This is a genomic window from Candidatus Magnetaquiglobus chichijimensis, assembly GCF_045865675.1.
Lineage (GTDB): Bacteria > Pseudomonadota > Magnetococcia > Magnetococcales > Magnetaquicoccaceae > Magnetaquiglobus > Magnetaquiglobus chichijimensis.
In genome coordinates, this window is sequence record NZ_BAAFGK010000004.1 from 335,019 (window position 1) to 351,052 (window position 16,034).

Sequence of the window (16,034 nt, forward strand, 5' to 3'; positions counted from 1 at the left end):
GATTTGGTCTTCTGGTTTGGTCTTCTGGTTTGGTCTTTAGGTTTGGTCTTTAGGTTTTTGTCTTTTGGTTTTCGCGCGCTTTACAAAAAAGCGTTTTTTTCGCGCCTTTTGCGAAAAAAACGCTGCGCGCTGCCTTGGTCACAGTTGACGTTTTGCGTTTTTTGCAAAACGTCAACTGTGACCATCGCCAGAACAGGCCGCCGGAGGCGGCTTGGGTGCTGACGTGCAATTCGCCATGAGTCGTTGCCCAAAAACGGCAACGACTCATGGCACATGAGACGGCGCGCGCGGCGCCTTTTTTCGCAAAAGACGCGAAAAAAGGCTTTTTTGTAAGGCGCGCGAAAATCAAAAAAATTAAATTAAACGTTTTTAGATTATTTAAGTTTTAAGTATTGATAAAAATTAAAAAAAAGAATTGAAAAGTCACAAGCCAAACCTCAGGGCTTCGCCCCGAACCCCACCAGGGGCCATTGGCCCCTGGACCCCGCCAGTTTTTTCCGAATCCCGCCGGTTTTCCCTGGACTCCTGGACTCCGCCGGCTTTCCCTGGACTCCGCCAGTGGCCTCTGGCCCATCAATCCAACCCGATCGGCTGATTCGTACCGTTCACTCCACCTCCCGCAACGCCTCGATCGGCGGGGTGGCGGCCATGCGACGCGCTGCCGGAAGACCGGCCAGAAGCGCGGTCGGCAGGGCCAGCCACAACGGTTGCAACAAAAGCACCCACCCGGCGTGATTCTCCAGCGTCCAACCAAATGCCCGCTGATTGATCACATGCAGCAACATCCATCCCTGCATCCACCCCAGCGGCACGGCCAATAACCCCGCCGCCAGACCCAACAACGCCGTTTGCAGAAGCACCGAACCCCGGATCTCCCCGACCCGCAGCCCGATGGCGCGTAACGCCGCCAACTCCCTCATCCGTTCATGGCCGATCGCGGACAAAGCGGTCAATACCCCGAAAAAGGCGGTCAACAACGCCAACAGCCGCAACGCGCGGGTGATGGCAAAGGTGCGGTCAAAGATTTCCAACGAGTTCTGACGCAACTGAAGGTTGGACTGGATGTGCAGCGACCGCTCCGGCCCGGCGGCACGCCGCAAGGCCTCGATCACCGTGTCCGCCTCCGCCTGGTTCACCAGATGGATCCCCAATACGCTCATCGCCTCGTCCGGCCAGTGGGCGCGCCAGGTGTGGCGGCTCAAGGTGATCATGCCGGCATCCGAGCGGAAATCCCGATGGATCGCGCCAATGGTGAAGGGATGGGGACCGCGCCGGGTGGGGAGGGTGATCCGATCGCCGACCTTGAGGTTCTGCTTGAAAGCCAGGGATTCGGTGACCAGCACCACCTGGTCATTCTGAAAGCGCGGCCAGAGGGTGGCATGATCGGCCTGGTGGAGTTGCAGGCCGGAGAAACGCTTGAAATCGATCTCCAGAATATGCAGACGGATCATGCCTCCGGGCGTCTCCAGGTTGACGCGCCGTCCGAGACCCACCGAGGCCACCCCCGGCACGCTGGAAAGGGCACGGATCAGGTCCGGTTCCAGGGGGATCGAATCGGAGTTGGAGAGGGTGCCCGCCGCCGAGACATAGAGATCCGAGACCGTGGTGGCCTCGAGCCAGTTGGAGAGGGTGCCGCGAAAGCCGTCGATCAGGATCCCCATGCCCGAGACCATGGCGGTGGCCACGGTGAGGGCGGCCACCGCCATGCCGGTGCGGCTGGCGCCGCGGATCACCCCGCCGCAGGCCAGGGCACCGTGGAGCCCGGCGCCACGGGTGAGGAGCGGGCGCAGGCGCGCCATCAGGGCGATGGTGAACCAGGGGGCGAGCAGCGCGCACCCCACGGTGATCAGCCCCATGGCGAGCATGCCTGCCTCGAGTCGGGAGGTGGGCCAGAGGGTGGTTCCCCAGCCGGCCAGGATCAGCAACAGACCGAAGAGGGCCAGGCGTGGGGCGCGGGTGCCGCGTTGTTGTTCGAGTCGTGAACGGCTCAACGAGTCGATTACGGCAGTGGTGGCGGCTTCGCGGGCCGGCAGCCACGAAGCGATGAGGGTCGCGCCAACACCGAGGATGAGCCCCTTGAACAGGGAGAGCGGCTCGATCACCAGCTCGACCACCCGCATCCGGTAGTACAGATCATCGATGGTGCGTGCCACCAACTGAAGCAGGGTGTCGCCGAGCGCCACGCCGAGCAGAAGTCCCAACAGGGTGCCGGGCAGACCGATCAGCAGGCCGTCGAGCAGTGTCTGGCGCAGGATCTCGCCACGCGTGACCCCCAGGGCGCGCTTGAGACCGATCATGCGACGCTGGCGCACCACCGAGAAGGCCATGGCGTTGTGGATGATGAAGGTGCCGACCAGCAGGGCCAGCAGACTCAAGGCGGAAAGATTGGCCCGGAACGAGCGGGTGAGGTTCTCCAGGATTTCGATCCGCTCGTTGGCGGGCGCAAGGTTCACCCCGGCGGGCAGGGCGACCGGGGGAGGGGTGTTCTCCGGCAAGCGGGCGTCGATGCGGCTCAACCAGCCGCGCATGCCGAGCAGTTCCTGGGCAGTGGCGATGTCGGTGAGGAGCGTCGCGGCCAGGGCCTGGCGTACCAGGGGGTCCGGGGAGGTGATGAGGCCGGGGATGAAGAGGTCTGTTTCCCGACCGTTGGCCAGGATCCGGAGCGTCCCGCCGGGGGATACGCCCAGTTTCCGGGCGGTCTCCTCGAGCAGGAGCGCCGAGCCCGGGCGGGTCAGGAGGGTGGCCAGCAGATCCCCCCGGGTGGGAATCCGCAACCCTGGGCGCAGGGCGCCCTCGGACAGAGGATCGATGCCGAGCAGGGTCAGGGGGATCCGTGGGGGGCTCTTTTCCGGGGAGGTCGCGCCGGTGCTCCCGGACAACGGCGCAGGGGCGGTGCTCCCGGACAACGGCGCGGAGGCCGGTCTCTCCCCCTCCGGCACGAGCGAAAAGACCGTCCCCTCGACGATGGGTGCCGCGGGCGGGGCGTTTGGTCGCAGACGCCAGGCGGCGTAATCCTTTTCGTCGATGCCGGGCGGCGGGGCGGTGAGACGGTGGGTGGCCTGGCCGGTGGCCGCCTCCACCGAAAGACGCATGGCCCGTATCACCCCCTGATTGGCCAGGTCCACGGCGGTGGTGGTGGCCACCCCCAGGGCCACGCCAAGCATGGCCAGAAGGGTCAATCCCGGCTGGGCGAACAGGGCCCGCCAGCCGGCCAGCCAGACGAGCCGGTTCATCGACTCCTCATTTGACCCCCTTGGCGGTCAGGAAACTTGTGTAGGCCATGTCGTGCTTCAGGATGTGCTGCAACAGCCAATCCTTGAGATATTTCAGCATCTCGGCGGCCAGGGCGAAGCTGTCCCCCTGGTCCATCGCGTTGTTCCGCTCGGTGATGTAGTGCAGGAACCGTTCGTGCTGCTGGTGTTGCGCGTCCAGTCCCGGATAGCCGTGATCGGCCAGGACTTGCTCCTCGCGGGAGAAGTGGGTGATGGCGTAGTTGAGCAGATCGTCCAGGATCTCCTTGATTTGGGGTACGCCTTGATTCTCCTGCATGGCGGTGTGGAGCTGGTTGATCAACTCCAGAAGATTCTTGTGGTCGATGTCAAACGCCTCCACGCCCACCGACAGGGTCTTGTGCCAGAGGATGAGCGGCGGATGCGCGTAGCGGTCGTCCGATCTGCCGAGATAGAGCTGATTGAGCTGCTCGAAAAAGACCCGGCGCAGTTCGTGGAAGAAGATCAGGGCATCGGAGAGCGACTCCTGGCGATCCTCGTGCGGGATCAGGTTCAGAATCTCGAAGGCGGTCTGACGCAACTGGGCGTGGGTGGCCTCCATCTTCTGGTACAGGGGCAGATCCAGGTGGGACTCTTGCAAGGCATCCCGCAACCAACGTTTGACATCGCAACAGGCCGGATCGTTGATCTGGCTGGCCAGGGTCGGGTCGCGGGTGGCGACCGCCAGATGCAACCGGTACATCAGATCGATCACCGCCTCCTTGATGCGGCGGATGTTGAACGGCTCGGAACCGATGTACATGCGCGCCTGGGCGGTATAGAGCGCCTCGCTGATGCCGCTCACCACGTCGCTCATGGCCTGGAAGTGGTTGACGATGCCATGCATGGTCTCGACCACCTTCAGGGAGTTGTCCGCCTTGTCGCGTACCTCGATGGCCAGTTGGTTGGTTCTTTCGGCGGTCTGCTGGATCGACTCGGCGGATTCGACGGTCAATTGCGTGCGATCGTACATCTCCTGCGCGGAGAGGGCGATCTGTTCCGCGGAGTCGGCGATCTCGCGGCTGCCGAGTGCCGCCTGATCGGCGGCGCGCGCCACGTCCGAGGCGGAGGTTTGCAACGCCTCGGTGCTGGCGTTCACCTCTCCGGTGGCCAGGGCCACCTTGTCCACCGCCTGCACGATCCGATCGGTCATTTCGCTTTGGGCGTTCACCGACATGTCGATCGCCTCGTTGGCGGCGTTGATCCGCTCCACCGATTCGTGGATGATGTCGGTTTTCTCCTTGGCGGCGCGGGTCTGATCGCGGATCGCCATGATCTGCTCCTGGATCAGCAAGGTCGCCTCGGAGGTTTGACGGGCCAGGGCCTTCACCTCGTTGGCCACCACCGCGAAGCCCTTGCCCGCCTCGCCGGCTCCGGCGGCCTCGATGGCCGCATTCAGCGCCAGCATGGAGGTCTGTTCGTTGATGCGGTTGATGATCTCCACCACCGCGCCGATCTCGTGGGCGGAGTTGGACAGCTCCTCCATGACCGCCTCGGCCTCGCTGGCCCGTTCGCGGGTGGTCTCCGATTCGAACAGCGCCGCCCGACACCGTTCGCGCACCTCATCCAGGGACCGTTTCATCGCGTCGGAGGCATTCGCCACGCTGGAGATGGCATCGTGGACCTCGGTGAGTTGCCCATGCACCGATTCGATGTTGCCGAGCATGTGGCGCGCCGAATCGGCCATCTGGGTGATGCCGGCATTGGCCTCCTCGGAGGCGGAGGCGATGGTGTTGATCCGTTCGCTCACATGCCGGGAGGCGTGATGGAGCGCCTCGAGGTTTTCCACGGAACGGGTGACGTTGCCTTGGATATGGCCGATGGCGTCGATCAGTTGGTGGTTCTGACCGGCTACCTCACGCGCGATGACGTCCAGATCGTGGCTGCCGCGACCGATGCTGTCGCGCATGTGGAGAATGCCGGCTACGAAGGCGGTGATGTTGGCGGCCTGGAGATTGATCTGGCGGATGTTTTCGCTGAAAATGTGTATCAACCGCTTGAAATGGTGGTTCAGGGTGCCCAGTTCGTCCTTGCGGTGATCTCCGGTGGGCTGGACGGTCAGGTCGCCGTGGCTGACCAGATCCATGACATGCACTATGGCGTGGATCGGTTGGGTGATCGAGCGCCCGAGCCAAAAGCCGATCACCCCCACCGCCGCCAGGGCGATGAGCAGAATGATCAGGATGCCGCCGCGCAGGAAGGCCAGTTTGCCTTGAACGGTCTGAAGATCCTCCTCGGCATTCTTGACCTCCATCTCCAGGAAGGGGCGCAGCACCTCGGCGAGTCCTTCGGCCTGTTCGTCGAACGATCCCATCATGGCGTTGCCGGCTGGCGGTCCGCCATCGATGTAGGCCTGGGCCATCTTTTTGCCCATGGTTTGGAAGGCCGCGAACCGCTCCTGGAGGGTGTCCAGGCGTTGCAAAAGAGGCTGGTCGCTGGTTTGTCTGGCGTACTGCCGGAACGTTTCGATCCCCTTCAAGAAGGCCTGTGCATTCTCCTCGGCCTTGGTGAAACCGTCGTCGAACCCTTCGGCGGCGCGGGTGGCGGAGATGTCGGTAAGCCACTGTTGCACCTGAACGACGCTCAATTCCATTTGTTTGGCTTCGATGGCCAGCTTGAAGCCCACTTCGCTCGCCTGTCGGGTGGCCTGGATCACCTGGGTGGAGACCACGATTCCCCATGTGCCCAGAATCAGCAGCATGATCAGTGGCGTGAGAAATCCGAGAAAGATCTTCTGGGTGATTTTCATCGATCCTCGCGGTGGATCTTGAGGTGAACGCGTGGCAAGAGTTTCTTGATGGTTACCGTGGAACTCCCGCCAGGGAGGTCCACGGTACGGGGGGTGAGGGGGTTTTCCCCCCATCATGCAAGTTACGTAAACATCCTGTCGTCGAAAGAATATACCCTAACCCATGCGGATGGGAATGGTATTTCGTTTATTGGGACATGAAATGCCATTGTTGGGCATGTTTGTCGCCAAAATACAAGATGAAATTGTTTTTTATGGTCGTTGCCTTTTTGGCAAGGGAGTGGTTTTCGGGAAAACTCCGTTGAATGATCCCGGCGCGTATTGACCGGATCCTGATGCGGGATTATGATGAGAACGTCCGCGCAAAATCAATTCGTCAAAGGATGGGGGATTGCGGCGTTTGCTTCGGCCTTTTCGGGTCATGCCCCGGCTGAATTCGGAATGGACGGATTTCACACCATCCGTGCAACAACACTTTGGCAGGAGGCCATCGTTGCCATCCATGGACAACACCTCGCGCTCCACGCTTTCCGAGTGGCAACAGGCCGCGACGCGCAGCCTGGGTGGTGAATCCCTCGCGGATCTCACCTGGACCGGCTCCGAGGGGATCCCCTTGAATCCCCTCTATACCCAGGCGGATCTCGCCGGGCGTCCGTGGGATGCCGACACCATGCCCGGGTTGCCGCCCTATGTGCGCGGTCCCTATCCCACCATGTACGTCAAGCGGCCCTGGACCATCCGTCAATACGCCGGCTTTTCCACCGCCGAGGCCTCCAACGCCTTTTACCGCCAGGCCCTGGCCGCGGGCGGGCAGGGGATCTCGGTGGCCTTCGACCTGCCTACCCATCGGGGGTACGATTCGGACCATCCCGAGGTGGTGGGCGACGTGGGCAAGGCCGGGGTGGCCATCGACAGCGTGGAGGACCTGAAAATCCTCTTTTCCGGCATCGCCCTGGACAAGGTGTCGGTGTCGATGACCATGAACGGCGCGGTGTTGCCGATCCTGGCCGGTTACGTGGTCGCGGCCCGCGAGCAGGGGGTTGCCGACGCCTCCTTGAGCGGCACCATCCAGAACGACATCCTCAAGGAGTTCATGGTCCGCAACACCTACATCTATCCCCCCGCGCCCTCGATGCGCATCGTCGGCGACATCCTGGCCCACTGCTCGGCGACCATGCCGAGATTCAATCCCATCTCCATTTCCGGCTACCACATGCAGGAGGCGGGCGCCGATGCCGCGCTCGAACTGGCCTACACCCTGGCCAACGGCAAGGCCTATGTGCAGACCGCCCTGGCGCGGGGTCTGGACGTGGACGAGTTCGCCCCCCGGTTGTCGTTCTTCTTTGGCATCGGCATGAACTTTTATATGGAGGTGGCCAAGCTGCGCGCGGCGCGTCTGCTGTGGGCGCGGATCATGTCCGCCTTCAATCCCAAGGATCCCAAATCCAGCCTGCTGCGCACCCACTGCCAGACCTCCGGATGGTCGTTGACCAGCCAGGATCCGCACAACAACGTGGTGCGCACCACCATCGAGGCGATGGCGGCGGTCTTTGGCGGCACCCAATCCCTGCACACCAACGCGCTCGACGAGGCCATCGCCCTGCCGAGCGAGTTTGCGGCCCGCATCGCGCGCAACACTCAGATCATCCTGCAACAAGAGGCCCATCTCACCCATGTGATCGATCCCTGGGGCGGCTCCTATCTGATGGAGAGCCTGACCCACGATCTGGCCGACAAGGCTTGGGAGTTGATCGGGGAGATCGATGCCGCCGGCGGCATGGTTTCGGCCATTGCCACCGGTCTGCCAATGCGGCGCATCGAGAGCGCGGCCACCCGCAAGCAGGCGCGCATCGATCGCGGCGAGGAGGTGATCGTCGGGGTGAACCGCTACCGCTGCGCCACGGATGAACCGCTGGATGTGCTGGTGGTCGATAACATGGCGGTGCGCGATGCCCAACTGGCGCGTCTGGCCGAGGTGCGCGCCAACCGGGATGCGGGCGCGGTCCATGCCTGCCTGGATGCCCTGACCCGCGCGGCCCGCGAAGAGAGCGGCAACCTTCTGGCCCTCTCCATCGAGGCGATGGCGGCACGGGCCACGGTGGGCGAGGTGAGCGATGCGTTGGAGGCGGTATATGGCCGCCATCGTCGTCAGATCGGTGGCGTGAGCGGGGTGTATGCCGCCGACTGGCAGGGGAACGCGGCCTGGAGCCATCTGGCCGGCGATGTGGCATCGTTCGAGCAGCGCACCGGCAGGCGTCCGCGGTTGCTGGTGGTCAAACTCGGTCAGGATGGACACGACCGGGGAGCCAAGGTGATCGCCTCGGCGTTCGCGGATGCCGGCTTCGACGTGGACATCGGCCCCTTGTTCCAGACCCCGGAAGATGCCGCCCGGCAGGCGGTGGAGAACGATGTTCACGCCATTGGCGTCTCGAGTCTGGCCGGCGGGCATGCCACCCTGCTGCCCTTGCTGATGCGCGCCCTGGAGCGCGAGGGGGCGGGGGACGTGGTGGTGGTGGCTGGCGGGGTGATTCCTCAGCAGGACCATGCCGCCCTCAAAGCGGTGGGCGTGGCGGAGATTTTTGGGCCGGGCGCCTCGGCGGTGGAGGCGGCAGGTCGGGTTCTGGCGGCCATCGAGCGGCGTCTGCTGCCACGGGCGGCCTGAATGACCCCGGAGTCGCTGGCCGAGGGGATCCGGCGCGGCGAACGTCGGGCGCTGGCCAAGGGGATCACCCTGATCGAAAGTTCCCGTCCCGAGGACGAGCTTCTGGCCGCCCGACTGCTGGATGGTTTGAGCCATACGGAGATGCGCGGGATACGGGTCGGGATCAGCGGTCCGCCGGGGGCGGGCAAGAGCACCCTGATCGAATCCTTGGGCATGCTGGCGGTCGGCAAGGGGGTGCCCACGGCGGTGTTGGCCATTGATCCGTCGTCGCGACGCAGCGGCGGGAGCATACTCGGCGACAAAACCCGCATGCCGCGCCTGAGCGCCCATCCGTTGGCCTTCATCCGGCCCACGGCCACGGGCGGCGCCACCGGCGGGGTGGCGCGGCGTACCCGCGAGAGCATGGTGTTGCTGGAGGCCGCCGGTTTCGAGCTGATCCTGGTCGAGACGGTGGGCGTCGGGCAGAGCGAGACCGAGGTTCATGGCATGGTGGATCTTTTCATGCTGGTGCTGTTGCCCAACGCCGGCGACGAGTTGCAGGGGATCAAGCGCGGCATCATGGAGTTGGCCGAGCTGCTGGTGATCAACAAGGCGGATGGTCCGTTCCGGCATGCCGCCGAAACCACCGCCGCGCAGGTGTGTTCCGCGCTGCCGCTTTTGCACCACGACGTGACCGGTTGGATGCCTCGGGTGTTGCTGACCAGCGCCCAAGAGGAGCAGGGGATCGAGGCGGTTTACGAGACGATCCAGGCATTTCGGCAACGCGCCATGGAGAATGGCGAACTCAAACAACGACGCCTGCGGCAGGCGACCCCCTGGATGTGGGAGCGGGTTCACGATGGCTTGCGGCGCCGGTTTCTGGCCGATCCGACCATTCGGAGACTGGTTGGGGAGCTGGAACCGGGGGTGGAGAATGGCACGCTGGGTGCGGTGGCTGCGGCTGAGCGGTTGTTGCAACATTTCTTCGGGCGGTGAGTTGGAAACATGTGGGAAATCATTGACAAACTGGATCGTTTGCGTGGGCAGGCCCGTTTGGGGGGCGGGCAGGAGCGCATCGCGGCGCAGCACAGACGGGGCAAGCTGACCGCTCGCGAACGGTTGGAGGTGGTGATGGATCCCGACTCCTTCGAGGAGTTGGACATGTTCGTGGAGCACAACTGTGCCGATTTCGGCATGCAGGAGAACCGGGTGGCCGGCGACGGCGTGGTCACCGGGGTGGGCACCATCTACGGACGCAAGGTGTTCGCCTTTTCCCAGGATTTCACGGTTCTCGGAGGCTCCCTGAGCGAGTCGAACGCACGGAAGATTTGTAAGATCATGGATATGGCCGTCAAGGTCGGAGCCCCCATCCTGGGTATCAACGACTCCGGCGGCGCGCGCATCCAGGAGGGCGTGGCCTCCCTGGCCGGCTATGCCGAGGTGTTCCAGCGCAACGTGCTGGCCTCCGGGGTGGTGCCGCAGATCTCGGCGATCATGGGCCCCTGTGCCGGTGGCGCGGTCTATTCTCCCGCCTTGACCGACTTCATCCTCATGGTCAAGGATACCTCCTACATGTTCCTCACCGGACCGGAGGTGGTCAAGACCGTCACCCACGAAGAGGTGAGCGCCGAGCAGTTGGGGGGCGCGCTCACCCATTTCACCCGCTCCGGGGTGGCTGATTTCGCCTTTGACAACGATCTCAACCTGCTCAAGCAGTTGCGTCGTCTGCTTTCGTTCCTCCCTTCCAACAACCAGACCCCGCTCCCGCGCATCGAAACCGGTGACGATCCGCGTCGCGACACCCCGTCGCTGGATACCCTGGTCCCCGACGATCCGCTCCGGCCTTACGACATGAAGGAGTTGATCGAGAAGGTGGTGGACAACTACGACTTTCTCGAGGTGCAGGCCGGCTACGCCAAGAACATCATCATCGGTTTCGCGCGCATGGATGGTCGGACCGTCGGCATCGTGGCCAATCAGCCTCTGGTGCTGGCCGGCTGCCTGGACATCGCCAGTTCGGTGAAGGCGGCCCGTTTCGTGCGGTTCTGCGACTGTTTCAACATCCCGCTGGTCACCTTCGTGGATGTGCCCGGCTTTCTGCCCGGACTCCAGCAGGAGTTGGGCGGGATCATCAAGCATGGCGCCAAGCTCTTGTTCGCCTTTGCCGAGGCCACGGTTCCCAAGATCACCGTGATCATCCGCAAGGCCTATGGCGGCGCATACGACGTCATGTCCTCCAAGCATCTGCGCGGCGATCTCAATTACGCCTGGCCCAACGCCGAAATCGCGGTCATGGGACCGAAAGGGGCCGCGGAGATCATCTTTCGCAACGAGATCCGTTCCGCCGAGGATCCGGAAGCCAAGCTCAAGGAGGTCACCGCCGCCTATGCCGCCAACTTCGCCACGCCGTTCATCGCGGCGCGCAAAGGGTTCATCGACGATGTGATCATGCCGCGCGACACCCGGTATCGCGTGATTCGCGGATTGCGGACCCTGGCGGGCAAGCAGTTGACCAATCCCTGGAAAAAACACGACAATCTGCCTTTGTAAGGGGTTTTGGCATGCGCACGATACTGATTGCCAATCGTGGTGAGATCGCCTGCCGGATCATCCGCACGGCGCGTCGCATGGGGATTGCCACCGTGGCCATCCATTCGGATGCCGATCGCGATGCCTTGCATGTGCGCAAGGCCGATCAGGCCTGTCGGGTGGGACCGGCGGCCAGTTCCGCCTCCTATCTGTCGGTGGAGAACATCCTGGAGGCCATCGAGAAGAGCGGCGCGGACGCGGTTCATCCGGGCTACGGATTTTTGTCCGAGAACGCCGATTTTTGCGAAACTCTGCAAGAGCGCGGGGTGATCTTCATCGGTCCCGGTCCGGGGGCGATCCGCGCCATGGGGGACAAGATCGCCTCCAAGCGGCTGGCCAGGGCGGCGGGGGTGAACACCATTCCCGGTCATGACGATGTGATCGGCTCCGCCGAGGAGGCGGTGACCGTGGCCCGTTCCATCGGCTATCCGGTGATGATCAAGGCCTCGGCGGGCGGCGGCGGCAAGGGGATGCGTCTGGCGCGCAACGATCGCGAGGTGGCCGAAGGGTGGACGTCGGCCTCCAGCGAGGGGCGCAACTACTTCAAGGACGATCGGGTTTTCATCGAGAAGTTCATCGAAAAGCCGCGTCACATCGAGATGCAGATCCTGTGCGATGCCCACGGCAACGGCTTGTGGCTGAACGAGCGCGAGTGTTCGGTCCAGCGTCGCAACCAGAAGGTGATCGAGGAGGCCCCGTCGCCGTTCGTGACGCCGGAAATGCGCCGCGCCATGGGCGAACAGGCGTTGGCCCTGGCCAAGGCGGTGGGGTATGTTTCGGCGGGCACCGTGGAGTTCGTGGTGGGCGAGGACCGGCAGTTCTACTTCCTGGAGATGAACACCCGTCTCCAGGTGGAGCATCCGGTCACGGAGATGATCACCGGGCTGGATCTGGTGGAACAGATGATCCGCATCGCCCGCGGTCAACCGCTGGAAATGACCCAGGAACAGGTTCCGCTGCACGGTTGGGCCATGGAGTGTCGCATCTACGCCGAGAACCCCTATGCCGGTTTTCTGCCCTCCACCGGTCGTCTGGTACGTCATCAGCCGCCGCCGGAGAGCGATCGGGTGCGGGTGGATACCGGGGTGTATGCGGGCGGCGAGGTGTCGATCCATTATGATCCGATGATCGCCAAGCTGGTCACCTGGGGGGCGAACCGCGCCAAGGCGATCGTCACCATGCGACGCGCCTTGGACAAGTATCTGATCGACGGGGTGGCCCACAACATCGATTTCGTCAACGCGGTGATGGGGCATCCCCGCTTTCAGGCCGGGGATCTGACCACGGCTTTCATTGCCGAGGAGTATCCGGGCGGGTTCGAGGGCGCCCCCTTGACCGAGGATCTCAAGCGCTTCTTCGCCATGGTGGCGGTGAGCGTGGAGCATACCCAGGAGGCGATGCTCATGCCGCCGCCGCCGGTCGAGGAGTGGGTGGTGATGATGGCCGGCGACGCGATCCGGCTGACGGTGGAGCATCGCAAGAGCGACAACCGCATCACCCTGGAGGATGGCTGCGTGCATGAGATTTCCGGGAACTACCATCCGGGCAACCGCATGGCCACCTTCGAGGTGGAGGGTGTGAAGCGGACGGTGCGCATCCGGCGCATCGAAATGGGGTATCAGTTCTCCCATGGCGGGCGGCGCGTGCAGGTGTCGGTGACCCCGTTGCGGCTTTACGAGATGGCGCGCCGCATGCCGGAGAAGCGTCAGACCGCCAGTTCCAAGAAGATGACCACCCCCATGCCCGGCCTGGTGCGCGAGGTGATGACCGTGGTGGGTCACAAGGTGGCGCAGGGGGATCCGTTGTGCGTGCTGGAGGCCATGAAAATGGAAAATACCCTGCGGGCGGAAAAGGACGGGGTGGTGGCCGAGGTGCATGTGAAGGCCGGGGATACGGTGGAAGCGGATGCCGTGCTGTTTGTGTTCGAATGAGAAGGGGAGGGTGATTTGATCGGTCGATTGAATCATGTGGCCATCGCGGTGCCGGATCTGGCCAAGGCCGTGGCCACCTATCGGGATGTGCTGGGCGCGCGGGTGGACGAGCCGTGCGACATGCCGGAGTTCGGGGTGACGGTGGTGTTTGTGCGTCTGCCGAATACCAACGTCGAGTTGTTGCATCCGTTCGGGGATGCCTCGCCGTTGACCCGGTTTCTGCAACGCAACCCCTCAGGCGGCATGCATCATGTCTGCTACGAGGTGGAAGATATTCAGGATGCCGTCGGGCGACTGCGGGAGCAGGGCCTGGAGGTTCTGGATCCGGAGCCCAAGATCGGAGCGCACGGGCAACCGGTGGTTTTTCTCCATCCGAAGGGAGTGGGTGGGGTTTTGGTCGAGCTGGAGCAAGCCAGCCGTTATTCGTGAAACATACACTATGGAGAGGGGTTAAAATGAGCGAGATTGTCATCGTATCGGCGGCGCGCACGGCGGTTGGAACCTTTGGCGGGGGGCTGAGTTCGGTTCCGGCGCACAAACTGGGCGAGATCGCCATCGTGGAAGCGTTGAAGCGGGCGGGCGTGGCCCCGGCTGAGGTTTCCGAGGTGGTGATGGGACAGATTCTGGCCGCGGGGGCCGGGCAGAATCCGGCCCGTCAGGCGGCGGTGAACGCCGGGATTCCGGTGGAGCGTACCGCGTATGGCTTGAACCAGCTGTGCGGTTCGGGGCTGCGTGCCGTGGTGAACGGCTATCAGTCCATCTCCATGGGGGATGCCGAGATCGTGGTGGCTGGCGGGCAGGAGAACATGAGTCTGGCCCCGCACTTGATCCATCTGCGCAACGGCACCAAGATGGGCAGTGCCGAGATGCAGGACAGCATGATTCGCGACGCCCTGACCGACGCTTTCCACAACTACCACATGGGCAACACCGCCGAGAACGTGGCCAAGAAGTGGGGTTTGACCCGTGCCGAGCAGGATGCTTTTGCCGCCGCTTCGCAGCAGAAGGCCGAGGCTGCCCAGAAGGCGGGTCTGTTCCGTGAAGAGATCGTGCCGGTGGTGATTCCGAGCAAGAAGGGTGACCTGATCATCGACACCGACGAGCATCCCAAGCATGGCACCACGGTGGAGACGTTGGCCAAGCTGCGTGCCGCCTTCGACAAGGAGGGTACGGTGACCGCAGGCAACGCTTCGGGCATCAACGACGGTGCGGCGGTGGCGGTGTTGATGAGTGCGGCGAATGCGGCCAAGCGTGGTTTGCAGCCGTTGGCGCGGATCGTCTCCTGGGCTTCGTGCGGCGTGGATCCGTCGATCATGGGCACGGGTCCGATTCCGTCCAGCCGTCTGGCTCTTTCCAAGGCGGGTTGGACCATCGATGATCTGGATCTGATCGAGGCCAACGAGGCGTTCGCGGCCCAGGCCATGGCGGTGAACCGGGACATGGGTTGGGATCTGGCCAAGGTGAACGTCAACGGTGGCGCGATTGCGATGGGTCATCCGGTGGGTGCTTCGGGTGCGCGTATTCTGGTGACGTTGCTTTATGAGATGAAGCGTCGTCAGGCCAAAAAGGCGTTGGCCACGTTGTGTATCGGTGGTGGCATGGGGATCGCGCTGTGTGTTGAGCGGGTGTGAGTGTTGTTGAAGTCCGGGGGCTTGAAGCCCCCGGAAATGTTTTGCGGGGAATGGGGGCGCAGGCCCCCGAAAGAACAACGTTCGCAATCGCCGGGCTCTGCCCCGCCCCCGCCGGGGACGGTAACCGTCCTCGGACCCCCGTGACCGTTTGAACCTGAATCATCATCCCACCACCTCCATCCCCGCTCGACGGAGCCCAACCATGCCGGACACCCCATCCAACCTGGTGCTGCTGGTCCACCGCGACACGGAGGGCGCCCATCGTTCCGAAACCACCCTTTTCCCGCCGGAATCCCTGCCGGAAGGGGATGTGCTGGTGCGGATCCTTCGCTCGGGCATCAACTACAAGGATGCCCTGGCGGTCACCGGCAAAAGCCCGATCCTGCGCCGCTTTCCGATGATTCCCGGCATTGATCTGGTCGGCGAGGTGGTGGCGTCCGAAAACCCGGACTGGTCTCCCGGCGATGCCGTGATCCTGACCGGACACGGGGTCGGCGAAACCCGACACGGCGCCTTCGCGCAATACACCCGCCTGCCTGGCGCCTGGCTGGTCCCCTGTCCCGTGTCGCTCACCCCGGACGGCGCCATGCTGCTCGGCACCGCCGGCCTGACCGCCATGCTGTGCGTGATGGCCCTGGAGGCCGGCGGTCTGAAACCGGATGGGGGCACCGAAATTCTGGTGACCGGCCCGACCGGGGGCGTGGGAGGCTGGGCGGTGGTGCTGCTCAAACAGCTCGGATACCAGGTGTGCGCGGCCACGGGGCGTCTGGAACACGAGAGCTATCTGCGCCGACTCGGCGCCGACTCGATCATCCACCGCCAGGAGTTGACCGCTTCCAACAAACCCCTGGATACCCAGCGTTGGTTGGGCGCCATCGACGTGGCCGGCGGCAAGACCCTGGCCGGGCTGCTCAAGTTCATTCACTACAACGGCACGGTGGCCGCTTGCGGCCTGGCCGACGAGCCGGGCCTGCCGGCCACGGTTTTTCCCTTCATCCTGCGCAATGTCCGCTTGCAGGGGGTCGATTCGGTGCATATCGACCGCGAAACCCGTGCCACGGCCTGGAAGCGCCTGGCCGAAGGGATTCCATCCGCGCTGTTCGCAACGTTCCAGGAACGCACGGTGGGCTTGAGCGGAATCCCCCAAGCCTGCCGGGAGTTGCTGGAGGGACGGGTGCGTGGTCGGGTGCTGGTCGATCCGTTTTTGGATGCGTGACCAGCCCT

9 protein-coding genes are annotated in these 16,034 nt (G+C 63.7%); 7 read left to right on the forward strand and 2 right to left on the reverse strand.

The features are described 5' to 3' along the window. Positions 1 to 605: 605 nt before the first annotated feature. Positions 606 to 3,233 (reverse strand): ABC transporter permease, encoded by a 2,628-nt coding sequence (locus ACOY6C_RS05890; protein ID WP_420904564.1) that lies wholly within the window; start codon positions 3,231 to 3,233, stop codon positions 606 to 608. A gap of 7 nt (positions 3,234 to 3,240) precedes the next feature. Further along, positions 3,241 to 6,018 (reverse strand): bacteriohemerythrin, encoded by a 2,778-nt coding sequence (locus tag ACOY6C_RS05895; RefSeq protein WP_420904565.1) that lies wholly within the window; start codon positions 6,016 to 6,018, stop codon positions 3,241 to 3,243. A 502-nt stretch (positions 6,019 to 6,520) separates the two neighbouring features. Between ACOY6C_RS05895 and scpA the strand changes: the two genes are divergently transcribed. From scpA to ACOY6C_RS05930, 7 genes are all read left to right on the forward strand, one after another. Further along, positions 6,521 to 8,680, forward strand: coding sequence for a methylmalonyl-CoA mutase (gene scpA, locus ACOY6C_RS05900; protein WP_420904566.1), 2,160 nt, complete (start codon positions 6,521 to 6,523; stop codon positions 8,678 to 8,680). Then, positions 8,681 to 9,655, forward strand: a complete 975-nt coding sequence (gene meaB / locus ACOY6C_RS05905) for a methylmalonyl Co-A mutase-associated GTPase MeaB (RefSeq protein ID WP_420904567.1) — start codon at positions 8,681 to 8,683, stop codon at positions 9,653 to 9,655. Between the two features lie 9 nt (positions 9,656 to 9,664). Then, entirely contained in the window at positions 9,665 to 11,209 is a 1,545-nt protein-coding gene (locus ACOY6C_RS05910) for an acyl-CoA carboxylase subunit beta (RefSeq protein ID WP_420904568.1), read from the forward strand. Positions 11,210 to 11,220: 11 nt separating this feature from the next. Further along, positions 11,221 to 13,179, forward strand: coding sequence for an acetyl/propionyl/methylcrotonyl-CoA carboxylase subunit alpha (locus ACOY6C_RS05915; RefSeq protein ID WP_420904569.1), 1,959 nt, complete (start codon positions 11,221 to 11,223; stop codon positions 13,177 to 13,179). Between the two features lie 15 nt (positions 13,180 to 13,194). Next, a complete protein-coding gene (gene mce, locus ACOY6C_RS05920; protein WP_420904570.1) occupies positions 13,195 to 13,608 on the forward strand; it encodes a methylmalonyl-CoA epimerase in 414 nt (137 codons plus the stop codon). A gap of 26 nt (positions 13,609 to 13,634) precedes the next feature. Beyond that, positions 13,635 to 14,810, forward strand: coding sequence for an acetyl-CoA C-acetyltransferase (locus ACOY6C_RS05925; protein WP_420904571.1), 1,176 nt, complete (start codon positions 13,635 to 13,637; stop codon positions 14,808 to 14,810). A 202-nt stretch (positions 14,811 to 15,012) separates the two neighbouring features. After that, entirely contained in the window at positions 15,013 to 16,026 is a 1,014-nt protein-coding gene (locus ACOY6C_RS05930; protein WP_420904572.1) for an MDR family oxidoreductase, read from the forward strand. Positions 16,027 to 16,034: the final 8 nt, after the last annotated feature.